General features: G+C 47.5%; 17 protein-coding genes and 1 pseudogene. 7 read left to right on the top strand and 11 right to left on the bottom strand.

Annotated features, from left to right (window positions below):
- The first annotated feature begins 525 nt into the window (after positions 1-525).
- The 3 genes from ETEE_RS11900 to ETEE_RS11895 are packed head-to-tail and all read left to right on the top strand — an operon-like array spanning position 526 to position 2,107.
- Positions 526-1,278 carry a hypothetical protein gene (locus tag ETEE_RS11900; protein WP_049703718.1) on the top strand — a complete coding sequence of 251 codons (753 nt, stop codon included), beginning with the start codon at positions 526-528 and terminating at the stop codon, positions 1,276-1,278.
- The gene (locus ETEE_RS20135) at positions 1,275-1,517 is read left to right on the top strand and encodes an ogr/Delta-like zinc finger family protein (protein ID WP_071881907.1); all 243 of its coding nucleotides are present in this window, start codon (positions 1,275-1,277) and stop codon (positions 1,515-1,517) included. The genes ETEE_RS11900 and ETEE_RS20135 overlap by 4 nt, the downstream gene beginning before the upstream one ends.
- Before the next feature lie 14 nt (positions 1,518-1,531).
- On the top strand, positions 1,532-2,107 hold the full coding sequence (locus ETEE_RS11895) for a phage polarity suppression protein (protein ID WP_038631454.1): 576 nt from the start codon (positions 1,532-1,534) through the stop codon (positions 2,105-2,107).
- Positions 2,108-2,502: 395 nt separating this feature from the next.
- Here the strand turns inward: ETEE_RS11895 and herA are convergent, their stop codons facing one another.
- The 3 genes and pseudogenes from herA to ETEE_RS11885 all read right to left on the bottom strand — a co-directional run bounded on the left by herA (position 2,503) and on the right by ETEE_RS11885 (position 6,710).
- Positions 2,503-4,293: an anti-phage-associated helicase HerA gene (herA, locus tag ETEE_RS20130; protein ID WP_071881906.1), complete on the bottom strand. Its 1,791-nt coding sequence runs from the start codon at positions 4,291-4,293 to the stop codon at positions 2,503-2,505.
- Positions 4,290-5,549, bottom strand: coding sequence for a DUF4297 family anti-phage-associated protein (locus ETEE_RS11890; protein WP_034165683.1), 1,260 nt, complete (start codon positions 5,547-5,549; stop codon positions 4,290-4,292). Before ETEE_RS11890 ends, herA begins: the two co-directional genes overlap by 4 nt.
- A gap of 2 nt (positions 5,550-5,551) precedes the next feature.
- Positions 5,552-6,710: pseudogene (locus tag ETEE_RS11885) on the bottom strand (tyrosine-type recombinase/integrase).
- A 393-nt stretch (positions 6,711-7,103) separates the two neighbouring features.
- Here ETEE_RS11885 and ETEE_RS11880 point away from each other — a divergent pair.
- On the top strand, positions 7,104-8,456 hold the full coding sequence (locus tag ETEE_RS11880; RefSeq protein ID WP_034165684.1) for a tyrosine-type recombinase/integrase: 1,353 nt from the start codon (positions 7,104-7,106) through the stop codon (positions 8,454-8,456).
- A 352-nt stretch (positions 8,457-8,808) separates the two neighbouring features.
- On the opposite strand, the gene ETEE_RS11875 is transcribed toward ETEE_RS11880, so the two are convergent.
- Entirely contained in the window at positions 8,809-10,233 is a 1,425-nt protein-coding gene (locus tag ETEE_RS11875; RefSeq protein WP_034165686.1) for a YagK/YfjJ domain-containing protein, read from the bottom strand.
- 448 nt (positions 10,234-10,681) lie between these two features.
- Here ETEE_RS11875 and ETEE_RS11870 point away from each other — a divergent pair, with 448 nt between their 5' ends.
- Positions 10,682-10,885 carry a helix-turn-helix transcriptional regulator gene (locus tag ETEE_RS11870; protein WP_034165687.1) on the top strand — a complete coding sequence of 68 codons (204 nt, stop codon included), beginning with the start codon at positions 10,682-10,684 and terminating at the stop codon, positions 10,883-10,885.
- Positions 10,886-11,259: 374 nt separating this feature from the next.
- Positions 11,260-12,234 carry a YagK/YfjJ domain-containing protein gene (locus ETEE_RS11865; protein WP_202812016.1) on the top strand — a complete coding sequence of 325 codons (975 nt, stop codon included), beginning with the start codon at positions 11,260-11,262 and terminating at the stop codon, positions 12,232-12,234.
- Positions 12,235-12,693: 459 nt separating this feature from the next.
- On the opposite strand, the gene ETEE_RS21890 is transcribed toward ETEE_RS11865, so the two are convergent.
- The 7 genes from ETEE_RS21890 to ETEE_RS11835 all read right to left on the bottom strand — a co-directional run bounded on the left by ETEE_RS21890 (position 12,694) and on the right by ETEE_RS11835 (position 20,468).
- A complete protein-coding gene (locus ETEE_RS21890) occupies positions 12,694-13,068 on the bottom strand; it encodes a ubiquitination-like system serine protease family protein (protein ID WP_237753739.1) in 375 nt (124 codons plus the stop codon).
- A gap of 77 nt (positions 13,069-13,145) precedes the next feature.
- Positions 13,146-14,327, bottom strand: a complete 1,182-nt coding sequence (locus ETEE_RS11860) for a ThiF family adenylyltransferase (protein ID WP_034165690.1) — start codon at positions 14,325-14,327, stop codon at positions 13,146-13,148.
- Positions 14,302-15,051, bottom strand: coding sequence for a multiubiquitin domain-containing protein (locus ETEE_RS11855; RefSeq protein WP_034165691.1), 750 nt, complete (start codon positions 15,049-15,051; stop codon positions 14,302-14,304). The genes ETEE_RS11860 and ETEE_RS11855 overlap by 26 nt, the downstream gene beginning before the upstream one ends.
- 84 nt (positions 15,052-15,135) lie before the next feature.
- Positions 15,136-18,519 carry a UvrD-helicase domain-containing protein gene (locus ETEE_RS11850; RefSeq protein ID WP_034165693.1) on the bottom strand — a complete coding sequence of 1,128 codons (3,384 nt, stop codon included), beginning with the start codon at positions 18,517-18,519 and terminating at the stop codon, positions 15,136-15,138.
- Positions 18,520-18,521: 2 nt separating this feature from the next.
- Positions 18,522-19,091, bottom strand: coding sequence for a hypothetical protein (locus ETEE_RS11845; RefSeq protein ID WP_034165694.1), 570 nt, complete (start codon positions 19,089-19,091; stop codon positions 18,522-18,524).
- Positions 19,091-19,861: an RNA polymerase sigma factor gene (locus tag ETEE_RS11840; RefSeq protein WP_034165695.1), complete on the bottom strand. Its 771-nt coding sequence runs from the start codon at positions 19,859-19,861 to the stop codon at positions 19,091-19,093. Before ETEE_RS11840 ends, ETEE_RS11845 begins: the two co-directional genes overlap by 1 nt.
- A gap of 262 nt (positions 19,862-20,123) precedes the next feature.
- Positions 20,124-20,468, bottom strand: coding sequence for a helix-turn-helix domain-containing protein (locus tag ETEE_RS11835; RefSeq protein WP_034165696.1), 345 nt, complete (start codon positions 20,466-20,468; stop codon positions 20,124-20,126).
- Positions 20,469-20,739: 271 nt separating this feature from the next.
- Here ETEE_RS11835 and ETEE_RS11830 point away from each other — a divergent pair, with 271 nt between their 5' ends.
- The gene (locus ETEE_RS11830) at positions 20,740-21,105 is read left to right on the top strand and encodes a hypothetical protein (RefSeq protein ID WP_034165697.1); all 366 of its coding nucleotides are present in this window, start codon (positions 20,740-20,742) and stop codon (positions 21,103-21,105) included.
- The last annotated feature ends 8 nt before the right edge of the window (positions 21,106-21,113 follow it).

The following is a 21,113-nucleotide window of genomic DNA, read 5'->3' as shown; positions in this document are numbered from 1 at the left end:
GTCCGTCCGGCTTCGGGTAGCTCTCTATTTTGTGAATATTTCTACGCAGGGCAACAAGAGATGTTGTAGTGTCCCACTACACAACAGAGTGATTTTTATACAAAAATGATGACTGTCCTATATTGCCCATTATTTACCTATATTTACCATACCGATATCTGAGTAATGAATATTAATTATTCTATCTACCCGAAATAACTATAAATAATGAAAGGAGACTCATAGAGCAGAGCATCGTCAACGGTGAACAGTAGTGAACAGTCGGTGAATAGTTTCATCTCAACTGTTCACTGTTTAATTTACTGTATTACTTATCTTTTTCTTTATAGTGAATAGTAGTGAACAGTTATTTATAGAAAAACAAACAGAGAGAGAAGCTTACCCGACCCTTTCTCTGGCTAGCCCTCCTGATTGCCGTTCTGCCCGATTCTGTTTGTGCCATCCCTGCGACAACCGTGAGCGCTCGTGTGGTTGTGTGGTGCGTTGCAGAATGATTTCACCTTGATAACGCAGCAGGAGAAGACCATGAAACCGACCACTCACCCCCAACAAGAGACGGCGATCCCCGCCGTGCTGGATAAGGCATTCCAAGTGCTGGAGAGCGCCAAAACTCATCATCTGGATAACGTGCACCGGATGGATGAAATCCAGCATGCCATCGAGCAGGCCAAACAGCAGAAAACCCGTCTGGAACAAACGGGCCTCGATGATACGCAAGCCTGGCGCGAGCAATTCCTGCGCAATGGCGCCGTGCTCACCGATGCGCTCAAGCAACAGCATATGGAGCGTGTCGCCCGCCGGGAGCTGATGCAAGAGTGTGAGAACGCTGCCGAGGTATTGGCTTATGAACTCGATCAGGAAAAGGGCACATGTTGCAGCTCGGCGAAAGCCTACCGTGATGCACACTTTTCGCTGTTAAACGACTACGTGCAGCGCGAGTTTGAGACCACCCTGTCACAGGGAGCCCCTGCACTCATCCGGGCAATCAAGCTCAAAATTTTCGCCCTGCAACAACAACGCTATCGCGCTGGCCATCATGACATTGAATCAGCCGAACAAGAGGTTCTGGCAGAAATCAGTCGCTGGCTGAAAGCGCAAGTAGACCAATATGAGATCCGTTTAAACGATGAGCCGGTACTGTACAAAATAGGGTTATCGCCCAGCCCGTTCCCCCATATGGACTATGAGCTCGCCGCAACACCGGCACAGAGCATGCGTTTTTACGAAGAAATGCAGCAGCGTAAAGCCCAGCTTCAGGCACGGGGGCTGATCGCATGATGCATTGTCCTTTTTGCGGGAAATCCGCCCATACCCGCAGCAGCCGATACTTATCGGATAACGTCAAGCAGCGCTATCACCAGTGCACCAATGTTCACTGCTCGGCGACGTTCCGCACGCTGGAATCCATCGATGAAATTATCCATCAACCAGCCAAGCCGGTAACGGCAGAACGGCCAGCACCACAGGCGGAGCCGCGCCGGGTATCCGGTTGCTATCGCTCTCCCTTTTCACATTAACCGAGAACACCAACATGACGACAACCCCATTACAAAAAGCGGCAATGGCGTGCCAAGCGGCCAAAACACGTTGGCAGGATAGCCGTCAGGCATGGACCAAGGCGACGCTAGAGATGGCTAGCCTACAGGCCGATAGCAGCGGCAAGTCTGGCGATCGCCTGGCCTATCTGCGTGAATTGATCGCCGTGAAACAGTGGGAGATGAATCAACACGCCGATCGATACCTACATGCCCATGATGAACTGTTGCGTGTCAGTGTGCGTACGGAGCTGCGCAGCTTCATGCAACGTCACGGCACCGAGCTGCTCAGTGCGCTGGCACCGGAGTTAATGGGACTGAATCATCAACCGGAGCTGTTACGCACACGGGTCGCCGATCGGGCACTGGAATACCTGCGGGAAGCGCTGGCCGTCAGTATGACCATCAGCCCGGCCATTGAGTACGCCGAGGCCAGTCGGGATATTTTAAACAGTGCGGGACTACGGCCAGAAACAGCCGCCCGACAGGATGCCATCAGCCGCACGACGCCTGCCGAAAACCTGAAATTTATGCACCGAAAAATCGCACTGGAACAGCAGTGCCCGGCATAAAAAAATCGCCGTAAATCCCCGCATTTTTTCTCTAAAAAGCCATGCATGCATAGCGTGCATGGTTTTGCATGCGCCTTACGATATTTTCTAACCCTCGCCGCGCCAGTCCTGGTGCGCCCTGCGCCGTCTCATGCATCTGCATTAAAAGCGCCCCATGAAGCGGGCAGGCGAGGCGGGGAGAGCATTGCGCGCCAACATTAACATGTGTATTTAATTTACGGCCTGAGCGCGTCACTGCGGCGCGCGGATTCAAGAGAGTGTCGGTGAGTGGTGGAGCTATGTTCGAGGGCTTGAAGGGCTTCTGAGGCAGCCTGATGAAGGCAAAGGAAAAGCCGCTCGGAAGCGGCAAGTAGACAAGAGGTATTTAGAGAATCCCAAATTGACAAATTTTAAAGTTATTTAAGCCAATGGTCTTTGACACCTGAAAAATCCACATTATGCCATTGCTGTTTCCAAACTTCCCAATATCTTATGTCATTTGAAGATGGTTGCTTATCCTCGGGACATAGATCAATAGAAACTATGGAAGGCAAAACAATTGACTCCCCAATAATTAAAGCTTCACCAGCCTTAAGGGAAGGTAAAGTATCAATAATAGCTCCAAGTGTATCAGGGAGCAGTCTCTTGACATAATTTTGATCTACAGGGTTAGTTAACCTCATCGCTATAAAATTATTACATTGAGAGAATATAGTCTCAGATATTTCGGATGGCCTTTGGCTGGCAAGAAGTAAGGTGACCCCATATTTCCGGCCTTCCTTAGCAATACGCTCAATTGACTTCTTAGAAGATCTATATCTAACAAGCTCACTATTTGGAACGTATTTATGGGCCTCTTCATAAACCAAAAGAATGGGAAAATCAGTATTTTCACCATTGGCCTCTTTCATTTTTTTATAGACATAACCATATTCAAAAATCAGTCTAGATATTAAAGAAACCGTAATACTCAAAACCTCAAAAGGTATTCCACTTAAATCTATAACAGTCACATTCCTGTTATCACCCGGTGTTGTTCTTACTCCTAACAAACTCCTAATAACATCTTCAAATTTATTATTTCTAGATTTCTCAGAGAAAAGAAATGATAACCTATCCTGATTGATTTTTTCTGAGAATCGAGAAATAAATTTATCTAAAGTCCCATCAGCATAAAACCCTTTTGTTATATTCGAGTTTTTAGTGTTGTAGAAATTAAATTTTTTCTCAAAATATTTATCAATACGATCAGCATCATTAAGTTGGCAACCACAATCTTGGGTTGTTAAACTATCCCCCTTTTTATCTGCTTCACCAGACTCACCAATGATCATATATCTATCATTTGCTTTTGAATTTTTGGTCTCATCTCGCAGGTTTTTTAAAGCATTTTCAACTTCATCTATATCAAAAAATACAGGGCTATCATAAAAAACTTTCGATAAAGATGGATTGTGTTTTCTTTTATTTGCAGTTACCAACATTCTAAATACCGACGACTGATTATAGTTATCTCTTTCACCGGTATCTAACAGAATCTCCTCTAATTCCTCACTGTTTAGTAACCAATATGGCAAACATAAATTATTAACATCTAAAAAATTAGCATCAGGAAAAGCTGAGCGATACTCAGAGTGAATATCAAAAATAATAACATGTGAATTATTTAAACTAAAATCTCCACTTTTTCCATTTATAGCCGTTTGTATTACTTTAGAGACAGTATGCGATTTACCAGAACCTGTCGATCCTATTATGGCAATATGTTTATTAAAAAACTTGTTACCATCTAATGGAATTCTAATATTGTCGTTATATGAAAGAGAGCAAAACTCAAATTGCTTATTTTTTTCTACAGAATTGTTGTAAATTTTTCTAATATCATCATCTGTTGCTGGCACTGCCTCTTTAGGCGGTAATGCAATTGAATCACCACCACGCTCAAACTTCCCATCTTTGATGATACCTAGTGGGTTAGCTTGTATAAGATACTTCCTCTCACCACTCTCTTTAGCTTCAATCGAGAAGTTTTCAATAATGCCAATAAGCATCATGGTCCCATCATCAGATGGAACATTGATATATGAACCAACTTTTAAATTTTGGCCATCTTTAAAATCATTAAGATCGGTAACAAGAATTTTAATATTATTTGGATAAACAGATATAACCTCAGCATTAATATCATTCAAATCATGTTCAGTCATTTTAATATCCTCTTGCACATTTCCAATGATTTAACCTGTATTTTAACAACCTTATTTTGCTTACTCTCATAATCATAAATAGGTGCATTTATATAGAATTGATAGATTTCTTTTTTTCTAGTTGATCTTGATAAAATATCATCTATAACATTAATATCATTTATAAACCTAAGTTTGTAAAATGAGATATCATTAACATCTCTCATTAATGATTCACAATTAAAAGTTGCTCCATGAAAATCATATCCATCCATCGGTGGATATCCTGACGCCCTTAATGCTAACTTCAACTCTAATAAATCAGAGGAAGACATCCCATGAATATAAATATATGGGCAAAATCTATTCTCTTCTTTTATTTTTATACTGGTAGCAGACCATCTATTTAAAATGACAACTATTAACTCAACTACATCATTAATTTTATAGCCGTTATCCTCAATAATAAAAATACGATCAAAATTACTAGTATTCATTACCGATGGAAAATATCTCGCTCTTAACTCCTTACAATAAATAGTTTCTGACTTAAATATTGAGAACCATATATCGAATAAAATACTTTTATTATCTATCCGAGTTTTAAAGTCGGAAGGCAAGATCCTTCTATTTTCCTCACCTTTCAATATGGAATATTTTTTTATGAGTGAAACTGCGTTGTTATAATAATAAAATTCAGCCTCAAATGAATTGCATGAATAAATATCCTTAATGGTATCTAATACATCTTTTATTTGCTCATCATAGGAAGGCGCGTGTATATCAATAGTCAATAAATTGATGAAATCTGATAGGTGCTGATCAGTAAGACCTAAGGCCGTATGAACTTCAATTGTTTTCTTTATCCTTTTTTCATCACCTTTTTTATCATTATCTTTTTTTTCATATTCATGATATATCAAAAACTTATCTTTCAAATACTCAACTGTCAATGGAAGGGTTAGTTTATCATGCCCTTTAGAATAATATCCATACAATGTATATTTGTACGACTCTCTATTGTTAAAAACTCTATCTGCGAAATCTTTTAACATTAAGCGAATAGGTGGCGCTATGACAGATGAATTATATTCTGTACTCTCATAATATTTACATTGTATAGCCGTATTGTCATCGGCAGTCTTAAGATCAATATCTTCAACCCCCTCAATACAAATGACATCTTTATCGGAGCGTTTCAATAATTCAAGAATAGTCTTATCAAACTGATAGAAATAGCCTTTGATTGCGCCTATAGCACTGCGTGGATTGTCCATAATTATTCCTTAACCAATATGTAATTTGAATACCATTGCATCATACCCCGACGTTTATCAATATATTGAGCGTGGTTATATGTGCCTCTGATATTATTCTTATCTATATGAGCAAGTTGTATTTCTATCCAAGCCGAATCATATCCTTTTTCATGTAGGATAGTGGATAAGGAATGTCGAAAACCATGACCAGTGACTTTCCCACCATAACCAATACGCTTGATAACCTGATTAATACTCGCCTCACTCATAGGCTTGTTCGGATCGTTCCGCCCCGGAAAAACATAACGATAGTTCCCTGTCATGATCTTGAGTTCATTGAGTAAATCTAACGCCTGAACAGACAATGGCACAAGATGTGATCTGCGCATTTTCATCCTTTCAGCGGGAATTTCCCAAATAGCGTTATCTAGATCAAATTCTGACCATAATGCCGCTCGTAATTCGATGGTTCTAACACCCGTAATCATCAGTAATTTCGTGGCAATCAGGACCAGCCGACTTCCGGTATAACTATCCAAAGCACGCAGGAAATCGGGTATCTCATCAGCTTTTAGGAATGGGAAATGGTTGGATTGGTGTACTTCGAGAGCGCTGGAGAGCTCAGCCGCAGGATTGTACTCCGCCCTACCCGTTGCAATTGCGTAGCGAAACACTTCGGAGCAACGCTGCCGCACTTTGCGCATTTTCTCCAACGCACCTCGTTTCTCAATTTTACGCAGAACGTTCAGCAGCTCTAGCGGTTTAATCTCTCCCACTGGCCTTGTTCCGACATAAGGAAAAATATCGTTCTTAAACGCTTCCATGATGTCAGAGGCATATCCTGCCGACCATTTAGCCGATTTAAGTTGATGCCACTCTCTGGCTATCTTTTCGAAGGCGTTCTCTGACTCTGTTTGCAGAGCTAGCTTTTGCTCTTTACGAACCTCACTCGGATTCTTTCCTTCAGCGACCAGTTTTCGGGCATCGTCACGACGAGAACGGGCATTCGGCAAGGGTGATCGTTGGATAAACGCCAAGCGAGATCATTTTGGGTTTACCAGCAAAACGATAACGGAACCGCCAGCTCTTGCTTCCATTAGGTTCTATAAGCAATGACAAGCCTTGACCATCTCCGAGTGTATAGGCTTTAGCTTCAGGCTTTGCGCGACGAATCTGCATATCGTTTAAAGGCCTGTGTATAGGAATCCACGACCGAACAGGAACATATACACAATCCTATACACACTCAGTACCGGATTCTACTGGATGGTTACGGACTACTATGGATTTAAAAGAATAAAAAACGTTATAAATCAGATGATTTACAGATTAATACGGACGTTTGAGGAAGTTGAAATGGTGCCGATAATAGGAGTCGAACCTACGACCTTCGCATTACGAAGTCAATAAACTCACGTTCAACCCTGTCTTGATAAATCCAAAAAAATAAATTTATTCACTTTAAATTCAATCGCTTAAATTCACTTCGAATTCACTCTTGTCCAACGACATACAACCCTATACGATGCCAAATGTGGTACCCCATGTGGTACCCCAATACGAGGTTTTAGGATGATTTCTCAAGATCGACAAGTCGCGGCAGCAGAGCTTAAAGAAGGTGCAACCGCAACCCGATTTGCTATCAGCTCTAAACATGGTAACGGGTTATCACTCGAGGTTCGGGCCGGTAAGCAAAAACGCTTCGTGTATAGATTTAGGCTACTTGGCAAGCAACAAACCATGGTCCTTGGACTATACCCTGCGATGGGACTTGCTCAAGCTCGTGAGCGACATTGTGTTGCGGTGGGGCAAGTCAAACAGGGCATCGATCCCCGTCAGGTTGTTGCAGAGGCTAAACAAAAGAACGAACAGATGCTCGTGCTTGATGAACTGTTTGAGCAATGGCTTAGCCACAAAGCCAGCGTAAAACGCCGTGATGGCGTTCGATCAGAGATTAGCCTTCGAACTGTCACTGATTATCGTCGAATTTACCAAACACACTTGCAAAAGGTCCTTGGTAAATATCGAATTTGCGATATCACCATGGCCGTCCTCCACCAACACTATCAGAAGCTACAGAAGGTCTCTCTGGAAGGGCTCCGCAAAGCAATGGGGATAATGAACCAGGTGATGGAGGAGGCTATGCGACGACAGCTTATCGAGATTAGCCCCACGTTGGCACTCAAACCCAAAGTGTACAATGCGACCCCCAATCCACCTCGAGAGCGTTGGCTACCAATCTCTGAATTACGAGCCTTGTGGCATGCATTAGAAGAGGGCGTTGAAGGTGGCGGAGCGTTAACAGCTGGTGGCCGTGGCATTGCTACGACTTCTGTTCTTTCTGGAAGTGTCGCCAATGCAATTAAAATCGTCATATTGAGCGCGGTTCGTCGAGGTGAAGTGATATCGATGCAATGGGCACACTTGGATGGTGATCGCTGGACGATCCCGGAAACCAAAAATGGGCGCCCGCATGTGGTGACCTTGTCACCTTTGGCTCAGGAAATCATTTCAGAGCAGCGAATGATAACCTCCTCTACCAGTCCATATGTGTTCGAATCGACGACGAAGCTGGGTCATGCCATCACTGGTGACGCACTTATGCGCGCCCTTGACCGGCTACAGAAGCGTAAGCTGGCTGAACTTGAGCCTTTTAGCGTACACGACCTGCGGCGCAGTGTTGCAAACTGCTGTGGAATTGAACTTGGTGCAGGACCTCTAGAGATAGAGCATATGCTGAACCACCAGATCAGTGACAAACTCCTGCGAACTTATCAGGCGGGTGCTTTACGTAACCCTGAAAAACTGAGGAGTTTATTTCTTCGGTGGGGGGATATTGTGAAACATCAAATAGCCCAACATGAAGTAGAAAAATCACCTGATGTTATGGGGAACGTAATCCAAGGGACATTCGGTAAACGCTGAGTTTTCAGCTCAATCAGACCTAAGAAGGAAGCGGCCGATGGCCGCTTCCTTCTATGAGCCTGTTTAGCCTGATATGCTACGCAGCCACCTGATGGGCACATAGCTGATGCGGCGCCTTCCTTGGCCATTAGTCCTGCCTGTCAGGTGGTCTGTTGCAGGTGCTCCTGATAGACCTTCTGCCACTTGGAATGCTCAGCCTTATCGCCTCTGGCCAGCCAGAAAGCACAGATATGAGCAATACTTCGCTCGAGCCATGAAAGTATAACGCCAAAAGCTGCGAATTTAGTTTTTTAGCGTGCTTGAGTAATCCATTGCTAAATTTTGTGGATTTACTTTCATCCTTGGGCTGTTGCTAAAGTTTATATTTAGATCTATTCCTTACTGGCTTGCGTTGCGCTCCCTTACCAAAAGAACGTGCTTTTTTACCATTTGTAAGGATTGTGTCCACATGGGCTAAAATATCCTGCCTAAATAGAGATTCTAACTCTTCATATAAAGCATGGCTACTATTACCACCATCCATCAAATCAAACTCATACCGATCTCCAGGATAAGCAAAAACATCCCCTTCGCCGTCTTTTATGATAGTACTTTTCCAGAGCTGCCCGATCGTCTCTCTTATGTCAAGTTTATGCTCCCACCCTCGACCTAAAAACAAAAAAACATGCATGTAGTATCCTCTGACAGAGCAATAGTCCAACTTCCAAATATATCCATCTACATGCCTAAACAATCGATTTCTCGAGCAGTTTATGAAAAGCTTGCGCCGTCCTTCTACTAACTCTTCTAGCTTATCTTTGAAGCCTTCGGTTTGGGAAGCAATTTTCAATGGTTCCTTATCCAAGCCTTTTTTTTCAGGCTGTGTAGCTACATTGCTTGACTCAATATGGATGTCATCATCTTTAGCATACATATTCTCTATTTTTTGTTTGAAACCCAAGCTAAACCTGACCACATAACGAGCTTTCCCTTCCTCTTTTTCTTTTACGTAGCCAAAGATGGATTTAATATTTTGCTCAACATTAAATACTCTCACCCTTACACTTTCTTTATAGCTATTCGAGTCAAAGACAACGTTAAGAAAGCTTACCAACCCACCAATAACATCATCTGAGTAATATTCATTGAAATCAGTATCGCAACCAATTGACAGCCTATGAAACTTTATAGCTTTAATAAAATATGGCACTGCAGGGTGCACATTGAAATGCCTCTCAAAATCTTCATCTGAAATAAATGCATTAATATTTGATGAAATTAGCCTTCTAAGTATTTTTCTAATCTCTTTCTTCTGTGCCGCACTATACACAGGCAATAAGTCTTTTTGACTTGCCATTCTATCCTTTATTAGTTCGAATGCTTTGTTAACACTCTGCTCATCTTCCAAATTACTTATTTCAAAAATCCGCCGACCAATCATAGGCAAGTGGTAATAACTGTATTCTCGAATAGTCCCAATATATCTAAGCAACATAAAAATTCGCTCAAAGAAATCAGCGTCACCCGAAACAATCCGACTTTTTTTCAGGTAATGGCGTCTATTCACCCCAAGAGATTTTATAAAACGAAGTCTATAGTCATCAATTTCAGATGTTTTGAGCATAAAACCTCTACTGATCGTAGCTGCAATATGGGCATATGTCCTATTTCTTTTAGCTGCTTTCAGTAGGGAGTCACTATATTCATAAATTGAAAACTTTTTAAGTATCTCTTCTGTTTCTCCCTTATCTACCTTCCTCCTTTCTTCTTTTGCTATCACATCAATTTCGTCAGTCATGAGTATTCTCCTTTTACGTCACTAGCTGTGATGATGAATTACTTGTCTATCAAATAACCATAACTCCGGCTGAATATCACGATAAAAATGCAAAGAAGTAAATGGCGGACTTCTAGATGTCCGCTTCGCACACTTAGATACAAATCACGGTACATAACCATGATCACACTTAACATGGGAAGTGACTTTGCATGGCAAAACGAAGCTCATCTGAATTTTCACTCATTCTCCATGGGCTATGTGCATGCTCCTACCTATGGCTACTACTCCGGCTATCGCTACCTATGTGCACCGAGAGGGTGACCATTCCAAACCATAGAAAGCTACCAATATGAAGGCACATACTTGTATTTGGCATCATGACCACTCAGCTCGCTGAACTACCATCTTTTTTTTCACTGGCCCGCTCTTCTGATGAAACAACCCACTACATCATCAGGAGTACACCATGAACAACACCATCAAAGTCCTGCGCATCAAAGACCTCATCAACAAGATTGGCATGTCTAGGTCTACTATCTATGACTGGCTTAATCCCAAGTCCCCTCGTTATGACGAGACATTCCCCAAACCCTTCAAGATAGGTCAGTCCTCTATTGGTTGGTTTGAACACGATGTTGATAGCTGGCTTATTCATCGCAGCCAGTCTTGAATGCTCTTTTTTCATCCCTAGTGAGCTCCATAACTTTCAGTGTTATAAATCATATCTTGATAGGTTAATGGGTTAATAAAATAGCCATTTCTTCTTATATATGTTTTTTGGTATTTTTGTAGGTGAGGTAGGCATATCGCGTTTAGGTTTATTTATTATTAAACATTACTTCTATTCAATACTATTCCTGTGCTATGTACAGCCACCCATATACACCCAATAACCATTACCACTATCGCGTACCATTACACCACCCTCATGTGGTGGTCATGCTACCACCAGCATAGTTAGCCAATACCACTCCACCAATCGCCCCTATATACGCGTGTGTCTATAACACAGCGTAGGGTTACTCCTGCCTAAGCGAGGCCACCATGTTTAATTCAGTCAGACTATTAGATATCCTATCCATAACAGACCTGCTCCAAAATACAACGCTTCCTATTGTCAGGGCTGTTGATTCAGCCCCAGGTAAGTCACGCATCACTTGCATTGACCGTAGGCAATCAACCAAACTCTTTAATGCGTTGGATACCGTGTGTGATTATTTTTATTGTCATGAGGAGGTATCGTCAGCGCATCCAACGGTAGCGCTATTCCTAACGCATATGCGAGAGGTTTATGGATTGCACCTCATCCATGAGAGATCTCTCGATAGTGATGTCGGTGACGAATTAGCCAGGGATATCAATAACGCGCTGTATGCGTTTCTAAGAGAGCTCAAGAGTAAGGCGCACCGTAAGCGCCTCAATAACCTCAAACGCGTTCAGAGCCGCAATCAGTGCAGTATAGCGACGTGTGTTAATAGCCTATTCGACCAGCATGCCAAGCTATTAGTCATCCGATTGGATATCGGCTATCACGAAGACTACTACGACCAGCTCACGCTAGACCTCGTGACGAATGACCTGCGTTGTTACCTTCGTCGAATACAGAACAAATATCCTGCGTTGGTAGGCTATATCTGGAAACTGGAGTACGGTGTTGATAGACGTTTCCATACCCACATTACGTTCATTTTTAATGGGGCTGTACACCAACAAGATATCTCGCTGAGTAGAGCGATAGGGGGGCTGTGGGAGGATATAACCGACAATAACGGGATCTATTACAACTGCCAGGTCAGGCGGGAGGAATATCAGAGATGGGGTACTGATGGGATTGGGATGGTGCACTACAGCGATACAGTCAAGCGTATACACCTGATTAATGCGCTGAGTTATCTGACCAAGCTGGATACGCAAATACTGGCAATATTGCCAGCCGGTCGTCGGACCTTCGGGCGTATGGAGAGACCATCACGCCAACCTCGCCTTGGCAGGCCAAGGAGAGAGGAGGAGAGTCGATAGTTTTAAGGGATATTCTGTCCTTCTTTTTGTCGTGGTCAAGTTGGTTGGTATGGAAAGGACACATTATACGCTTTAGGACGCTGGGCCTTGTCAACGGTGTGATAGATTTGATCACTTGCTGGTAGACAATGCAGAGTAGCAGGCTTACTGCTTAACCAATGTATGGTCGAACTAGGGGGCTAACGCGATAGTCCTCACCTGTTTTTCTTGATCAGCCAGCTCCTGTACGAGCGCACTAACCAGTGCCTTTTCCTCGACCCGAATTTCTTCCAAGTACAGACCAGAGAATAGCTACAGCGATGCTACATAAGTCTCATCGCTGTAAGCTCTTCAAGATTGGAGTGCTCCCATATCGGTTCAAGCAGAGGATGAAATTCACCGGCTAATCCGAATCAATGTTAAACGATACCCCTCGGCACTTTCGAAACTGATTGTAAGCTTATCGCTCTAAATCTACAGTCAGCGTTGAAGCCATGCTTTAAGTCGAGCCCAGATACTAATTGACTGGGCAGGAGAACACTGTTCTCGGGGAGGAATAGCATTCGACAACTCAGTACATGATTCATTCAAGACACGGTAATGTGCTGCTTTGGCTTTTTTGTCGCGTAAGCGTTCCGCCTCTATCTGGCCTTGCGACCAAGGTCCCGACTCTAAAACACGTCCTCGCTGAATGATGTAATGCGACCGACATTTCTGATTCCAGTTGCCTACGGAGGGCTGGAGCGAGATGGACTCTCCATCGAACGTCATTCGCCAGTCGGTCGGGGTGAATGGGGTCACCACGCGGTCCCCGCAACCGCAGCAGCATGAGTGCACTGCGGTTGCATAGTCCATCGAGATATACAAGATGCCTGGCTCCAGCTCGCGTGGAACATTTCGCACAAAACGATGTTCCAGAGTCTGATAGCGAATCATGTTTGATCTCCGTTGAGCAGCATGCTCCCATCGGTCGTGTACGTGCTGTGATGCTCGCTCTCTAGGTCGCGATAGAATCCGCAGAGCTTTTTCCACTTCACGACTGCGAGACAAGCATTCAAGGCGTTAAGGTCGGCCACTTGGATATTGGATGCGTACACGTCCTGACCTCCGCCACCAGCGAAAGAAATTCGCCCTGCGTGGACATGCTCGCGTTTCGCCGGCGTGCTCGTTGTCACCCGCAGAATGCCGCCCAAGCTACCGTTGCTAAGTTCAAGCCCCATCCCGACGTCGATGAATGGCACACCAAGTGCTTCGAGTTTCGCCACCACGGCCCGCTTTTCCTCACCCGCATCCATGCTGATGAACGCAAATGTGATGCCGTCAAGCAGCCCCAGCGTCTCCGTTTTCATCTTCACGGGGTGAGCCACGATCCCGCGATGCATCCGTTCATAGATGCCCTTCAGGTAGTGCACCTTTTTGGGGGCGTCCCGCAACTCCTCGAGCGATGGAGCCCCGGGCGCGCGGAACGCGTTGTGGGAAAGAAAATCGTCATCGTCGAAGATCCGGATTTCCCTCACCGGCGTTTTCGCGACCAGATCGAGGATGTACCCACCGGTACCACCAGCGCCGAGGATGCCCACCACCTCACCTTCCAGCTTGCTAGATAGCGCGCCTAGGCCTACCCGGCTGGATGCTGTATCGAGATAGTTGAAGACGCTGGGCTCATTCTCATCGTCAGCACCACGGATCAGCCGTGGGCTGACTCCGGGCTGCAGGACGGCCGCAGGGCCGGCCAAGATGGTCGCGTAGGTAGCCATCTTAGTGTAATAGTCCGGGTAGCCATCCGGATTGGGTTTACTGGAAAAGCTGTGCCTTGCGGTGAGCCCGTAACCGAGGTCGGTGTTGGGCGACGCATGGGAAATGCCTGGCAAGGGCGTTCCATTCGCGCTGCAGGGGAAGTCGCCGTCCCAGTGGATTACGTGTGTCTCTGGTTTGCGCGTCCGATCCCCAGCCAAGTCAAGGTTGGACACCAGCGTGCCGGTACGCACACGACATTGAGCGTCGACATAGGGCACTTCCAGCATGACTAGGAGACTCCCCTGAATGCGAACGAAGTAGCCCTCCGTACGCAGCCGGGCCAGATCGGCATTAAGACTGAACAGTGCGTGTGACATTGAAAATTGTCCCCTGTTTTTTGACTTCAACGGAGCCACCCTCAGCGAGTTCACCAGCATGGGGGTGCGAGGCAGCATTGCGGTATGTCATCGAGAACTTGACGTTGGTCTCTGCCGGCGCGTTTGGATGGGACAACTTGACCACCTGCTCGAAGGTGACATGCTTGTCCGGCACAATCTCCTCGACAGCATTGACCACGATGACGTAGCCCTTTTGCGGCTTGAGGGCGGTGATAAACCGCTCAATGCCAGGGCTGTCGAGATTGATCCTGTCATCCGGCTCGATGAGGATGTCTTCGCCGCCCCGTACTTCCAAGAAGATGGCCTCTTCGGGCGAGGCGTCGGCTAGGTCATACAAAACGCTGCCCAACAGCTCCGGGTGACCCCAGGCCATCTGGCGATCGTTCAAGGAGAACTTGAAGGCTCGGTCGGACTTGAATGCAATGAAGCGCTCAGCCCCCTTGCCTCGCAGATCCACTGTCTCGTCGAGACGGACGTCCTCAAAATCGCCCGAGGTGAGAAGTGCGTAGAGTAGATAGTCGCTTCGGCGATCGAGCCCCGCGCTGTCCAAGATTTGCCGACCGGTGGGTACCGGGTCAGGCACGTCGATGTTGCGGAAGGTCAGTCCTTCCAAGCCGAAGCGGATGCGATAGGCGCCGGCCTCTCGCAGTGGACGATCCTCACGGATCGCGTCACCAACGTCGTCAAACGGATAGTTTTTCATATGGTCCTCTAAAGTGTTGCGACAGAGTTTGTTCTGCCTTCAACTCTCTAATCGGACCCAGTGACTGCCGCCGGTAAACTTTTTTCAGAATTGTTTTAAGAGGGTTCCATAGGGGGCTGCGCCACACACGAAAAAGGCCGGGCAGTTCGGGCAAGTGGCGTCCGAAGTATTTGTTGGGAACTGGCCGCCTCGGATGCCGCGGAAAATCTCGCCCAATTTTTCTTGGCGATTGCTCAACTCTTTGGGGCTGAGTTTCAACGGCTTGCTTTCAGCATCAGCTAGGTAGACCAGTTCCAGCTCGGCACCCGGGAACTCCGCTTGGGCCGCTAGTACAAATGCAGCTGCACCGACGTCCTTGCTGTCACGGCTGGGCGCATGGCCAGTTCTTACCCGACGTATGGCCCGCTTTCCGTCTTTCACGATAACATCATCCGGTGTTACTTCGATCTCATGGCCGTCTAATACAATTCGCAGCGGGGTCGGAGCTTCAACCTGCGCGCCAGCCCTCGATGCTTGGAAGTATTGGAGCATGGTGGAGGCTATCTCACGGTAGTCATCGAAATAGCCATGTTCATGAAGCCCCTGAGCCGCGAAGGCCTGAGAAAGCAGATCCTCCCACTCAGCACTAGAGCTGCCCTGCGCGACGATCTTCCGGTAGACCTCACGAATCGCTTCATGCATATGCATAAATGAACTCATGCAGCGCCGGCCACCCACCTGAAGCAAGTGTGTGTAGAGGAATCGCCGTGCACACGATTCGTAAAGCGCGACCGCATCTGAGCTGAACCGCGGGGTTCCCGAGAAGACGATGGGTATTTGCGTATCGTCCGGGGCAGGAGGTAATACCGTAGTAGGCGTGACGGCACGCCGTTGAACTGGACCAATGCGATCCAGGAACTGCGATAGCGGCCTGGCACGCCCATTCGATGTTGAGGTCGCTCCGTAAAACGCCAAGCGTGTCTTCGCCCGGGACATTGCGACGTAGAACAAGCACTCCTGCTCTTCGTTGTGAGCCGCCCGTGCAATGTCCTCTGCACTCCCTTGACCACCTGCGACCATGCCTGCAGGTGGGGGACACTTTGATGTCCGAAGTGCCCCTGGGATGGAGTCCTTATTGACGCCGGCAATGTGAACCGCTGGAAATTCCAACCCTTTCGAGCCATGGATAGTCATCAGGCGAACCGCATCAATCCCCTGGGCTGCCGTGGGTAGCTGCCTCAAATCTCTGTCGTCCCGAAGGCGCAGCAGTCTCCTCACGCGATCAGAAAGCCGCTGGATCGGGAGACCCTGGCCGTTCGGCTGCGCCCGAACGAAGTTCATGAACTGCCAGATTGCGATGCCCTGAGCCTGGTCCGAGACGCAGGCTGAAGACGCAATGCGGGCAGCATGTCTAGTCCGGTCGAGCAGAAGGGTTGCCAGCACGATCCAAGGTTGGGAGGTCGCGTCGAAGCCTGCAAGAGCTGCATTGAGGTAAGACAGAGCTGCCTGACCAGCAGGTGTCAGTTCAGCTGGAATGCTAAGTCGCCAAGCGCCAGGTTCCGCGTCGGTACCTCGTAAATGTTCAAAGACACAAACTACATCCTCCAAACTCATGGCGAATTCTGGCCAACAAGCCGTCCGAATCATCCCCATCGCGCGCCGATCCACAAGTAGTGATAGCACCGCGACAAGGTCTTTTACTTCCGGGCGCTCAAACAGGCTGCCTAGGAAAAGCACTGGAATGCCGGCGCGCTCGAGCTCACGTCCAATTTCCGAAAGTCGATCGTTACCCCGGCAAAGAACTGCCTGGTCCCGATACCGATAGCCCAACTTACTAAGCTCTTGAATGCCATCAGCGATGGCCGAAGTCAGCAGGGGGGCGTTGTTCACTGTGATGATTTCGGGCAGCGTTCCGCTTGGGCCTCTATCCGCCTCAAGGGCCTCTTCTCCATCAGCTGCGGACATACCTGCAGCAAAAGCAGAAAAAGCATGGACAACTTCAGGGGTGGAACGGTAGTTGATTTTCAGGCTGTCCCGTACCGCTCCAGGGAAATCTTGGCAACCGAATCGGGCCATGTTGAACGAAGAGGCGCCGCGGAACCGATAGATTGACTGCTTGGCGTCCCCCACCACCCAGAGGTTATTACCTGACGGCTTCAGTGTCGTAAGAAGCCGAACGCTACTGTGGTTAACGTCCTGATACTCGTCGACCAGAATGTGGTCATAGTCGCTCTGCAACTGCCTTCGAACGGCTTCATCGCTCTCCAGTAGTTGAACCGGGCGCATAACTAGGTCACCAAAGTCGACACATTGAGCGAGTGTTTTGAGCTCTTCATAGCAAGCGTAGACCTTGGCGACTTCTGTTGCTTTCTCCGCAGCCTCCACTTCGCTCGGGTTACTCGCCGCGTTAGCCATTGCATTGGCTAGCGCAAGATAGGCCGCCGCATCAACAACTTCATCCTTGGCTCGTGAGATCGCGGTCAGGATATCCGCAGCTGTCTGGGATGGATCGTAAAGATTGCGATAGTGGGTCAGACCTAGCCGAGGAAATTCGTTTTCAAGCAGTTCTACTGCTTCGGTTCGGTCCATTAGGCGGGGATCGACCGGAAGGCCACATCGATCGTTGAATCGTCTGAGGATGTCCAAGCCAAAGCTATGGAAGGTTCCGATGCAAAGAGCTGCGGCTTCCGCCGGCCGCTTCAGCGCAATCCGCTCGGACATCTCCGCAGCAGCCTTGTTCGAGAAGGTTAGGAGAAGGATACGTCTTGGATCAACCCCCTCATCCAATAAGCTCTCAACTCGCGCCACCAGCGTACGGGTCTTCCCGGTGCCTGGCCCTGCTTGGAGAAGGAACGCAGCCCCGCGATGGTTGGCTGCTGTTTGTTGCTTCTCGTTGAGTGGAATTTCGACAGGCGCTTCTGCTGCAACTACTGGCACTGGGGGGAGCAAAAGCGCATCAAGCATCTGCTGTGCGATGACCTCGAAGGGAGCCCCCAACCGGTTTGCAATCTCCGAACAGGTCTTCCCTTGAGTGACGTGCAAGTCGAAGACTCGCGACCTTGGCAACAGCAACTCTCTCGCGAAGAGGTCCATCTGGACTTCTCGGCGCTGCCGTCGGCTGTAATCGACCACTCGCTCTATCCCAACTGGCGAGACCTCAGAGGTTCGTGTTGGATCGATTTGAAATGCTGACCCTTCCTCTTCCTCACCGTCGCCAAGCACGGCGTGCCCGACTTCATGAGCTACGAGAAAGGCTTGCTCGAACGGAGTTCCTAAGTCCTCATGAACAATCAGCGGCAAGGCGGCATCAAACGTTGCGCGTGCCCCATCGAGGATTGAAGCACCGGGGACGCATCTTTCAACCAAGATGCCCAGCTTCTCCGCTATGTCTTCGGCGAACCGATAAGGAGACCATGGATCGCTGCCGTGTTGGACAGCTTCATCATGCAAGTGTTTCGCGTACTGTCGAGCAAGTTCTATTGGGTCCATGGTCACTCATCGTCGAGCAGTTGCTTTGAAATGCTTGCCTCATCCATTCCCGCCTCTCTTAAAAGGCGTTCAAGCGGGACTTTTTCGGCTAAGGCGGGTTTGTCATCGGACTTGTTTGAACGAACTGATGAGACCTGCGCAGGCAAAAGGAGAAATGACTGAATAACAGTTACTGATGTTTGTAACTCGTTCGCTAAACGTGTGAGAAACCGGCTTGGCAGCGTCGCAACATCTATTCGTCGCTCGCGAATGGCGACGCCGACTTGTATGGGTATTCCGAGAGCTTTGGCTGCGGCAGCGAAGATCTTTGGCGAAGCAGTCTGCAGCGTTTCTACCGTGACTGTGGACTCGCGGAGCCGATCCATTTTAGCGCTTATGGCGGCAAGCTCTTGCACGCTCAACGGAAGGTCCTCGTCGATTTCCCGAGAAAGCTCTCTGGCAAGATCGACAAGATCGGCAGCAAACTGGGGATAGTCAGCTAGATACTGTTTGAGGATGTCAGTCTTAGGCTCGAAATCCATCGCGAAAGCGTTCATGACGTCTTCGCTAGAAATAGGCGAACGCTTAGTCATCACTGTTTCCCCTTGCGTTCAAGGCGCAATCGTAAAGTTGCAAAGGCCTTGTCACGGTGTGTACGGATAGTCTTCTCACTCTTGCCCAACGCTTTGCTTATGGTAACGGCAGAGGGCTCTTGAGAGTCGATGGGAATGTCTTGAAGGAGCATTTCGATGATTCTTCTTTGGATTTCAGGTAGACCATCAATCGCATTGTCGAGCTGTAGCCGGTAAGATTTTTGATCGAGATCGTGAGGGTCAAAAGGATCATAGCCGCTGATTGCTGCCCCAGCAGCAAGAGATACATCATCTGTGAATAACTCTTCACTCCGATTTTCATGCTTCCAATGGCGATTGCTAGCATCCGCACGGTCTTTCGCGATGGCCGAATTGAAGTTGATCTCGTAGTAGTCCAGCCGGTCGTCGTACGACGACCTGTCACTAAGTAATAGATCGATGAATCGGTCTACAACATCATCTCGGATGTTTGCCTTGGTAAGTGAGAGGGTTGATTCATCTGAATTTTCAGCGCGAGGAAGACGATAGTAAACTCGTTGGAGTAAGAATTCGATTAGCTTCTTTCGATGCCCCCCTTCTTCCAAATTCCGAACAAGATGCACTAATGCTTCTGATGAAACAAAGCAGGGATCGGTAGGTGAGAGAATTGACGTTCTGTATTCAAGTTCCGCTTGGCTAACGGTTGCCAACTCTTGAATTTCAGCTTCAACAATTTCACGACGGGAGTACAAGGTTCCATCAAGTTTGCTTTTGCGAAGAGGGCGAACCACAGATATTCCTCTGTTTTATTTATACTCCGGCCCTTTTAGTAAAGGACGCTAAGGTAAAGTAATTTAGGTGTATTACTACGCTATAAGTACCCGTACAGAGCTTATCATCGCAGTCAGTGCGATTGAATACAATCTCAGATAGATATCATCAGGAGACACCAAGCAAAGATCGCCGTAAGTCCGCTTGGGAACGCCATTGCGGCCTCCCAAGTTATCGGTCCTAGTATCCCATCGGTCTGTCATCGATGCGCACTGTGAGTCATTAAGGCGCCAGTCGTGCTACCAGCTTATCAACCACCTCCAGCACCAGCGCTCTGTCAGCTGTATCGAGTTTGGCCAACTGCTGGCTGAGCACAATGCCTTGTTCGGTGGGGCGGTTGCTGGTCTCACGCAGAAAGTCTGCAAGCTCACAGCCAAACAGCTGAGCCAGCTCAGCGAGCCGCACGACGGTCGGCACCACGAGGCCTCGCTCCATTCGGGAGACGGCTTCCATACCTATCTTCAAGTGCTCTGCCACTTGCTCCTGAGTCAGCGCCGCCTGCTGGCGTTGGCGCCCAATCGCTTTGCCCACGCTCTTGGCCAGCTCTTCAGAGTTGATGTTTGTCATAAGTCCTCCAATCAACCCTGATAGTTGACTATGGACTTTTATTGACATTAAGGACCCTTTGCGATGAGGATCATCCCATTAGATCTAATTTATTGAAATAGTCACCCCAACATCGAAAGGAGTTCGACACGACCTAACCTCACTCCATCCACTTGGTGGCATTTGGCTATCAGCCCGCACCACCATTAACTCATTACGTTTGCACCCGTTAGGCCGAGAGGTTCACCTCGTCGGTCAGGCATCCTTTTGCCATTTTTATTAAGGAGAGATCATGAATCGCACACTGCTTTATCCCTTGCTGCTGGCCTGTGGCCTATTACTGAGCGCTTGCGATACTGCATCCGCTAATGGCCCCGAGTTCAGTCTGGAAGTGGAGTACACCGCCATCGGAAGACCACAGATACGCGTCACCTCGCTCAACGATCAAGTTACCATTCAGAAAGTGCTGATTAATGGCGGCAAGAGTAAATGCCGGGTGATGCTGCGCAATGACTTGATGGGGTCGGTGGGAGGAACCCATTTCCCACTCAAGCTCAATTACACCGAAAGCTGGCGGCTGGTCATGACCGAGCCGTGCCGATTGAGAGAGGTGACCCTCTTCACCAATCTGGGCAATGCCTCTTACACCATTGAATAATTTGTCTG

Origin of the sequence: Edwardsiella anguillarum ET080813, from assembly GCF_000264765.2 — a bacterium.
GTDB classification, from domain to species: domain Bacteria; phylum Pseudomonadota; class Gammaproteobacteria; order Enterobacterales; family Enterobacteriaceae; genus Edwardsiella; species Edwardsiella anguillarum.
Note: the sequence above shows the minus strand (reverse complement) of the source record. Positions and strands in the feature narration are given on the sequence as shown.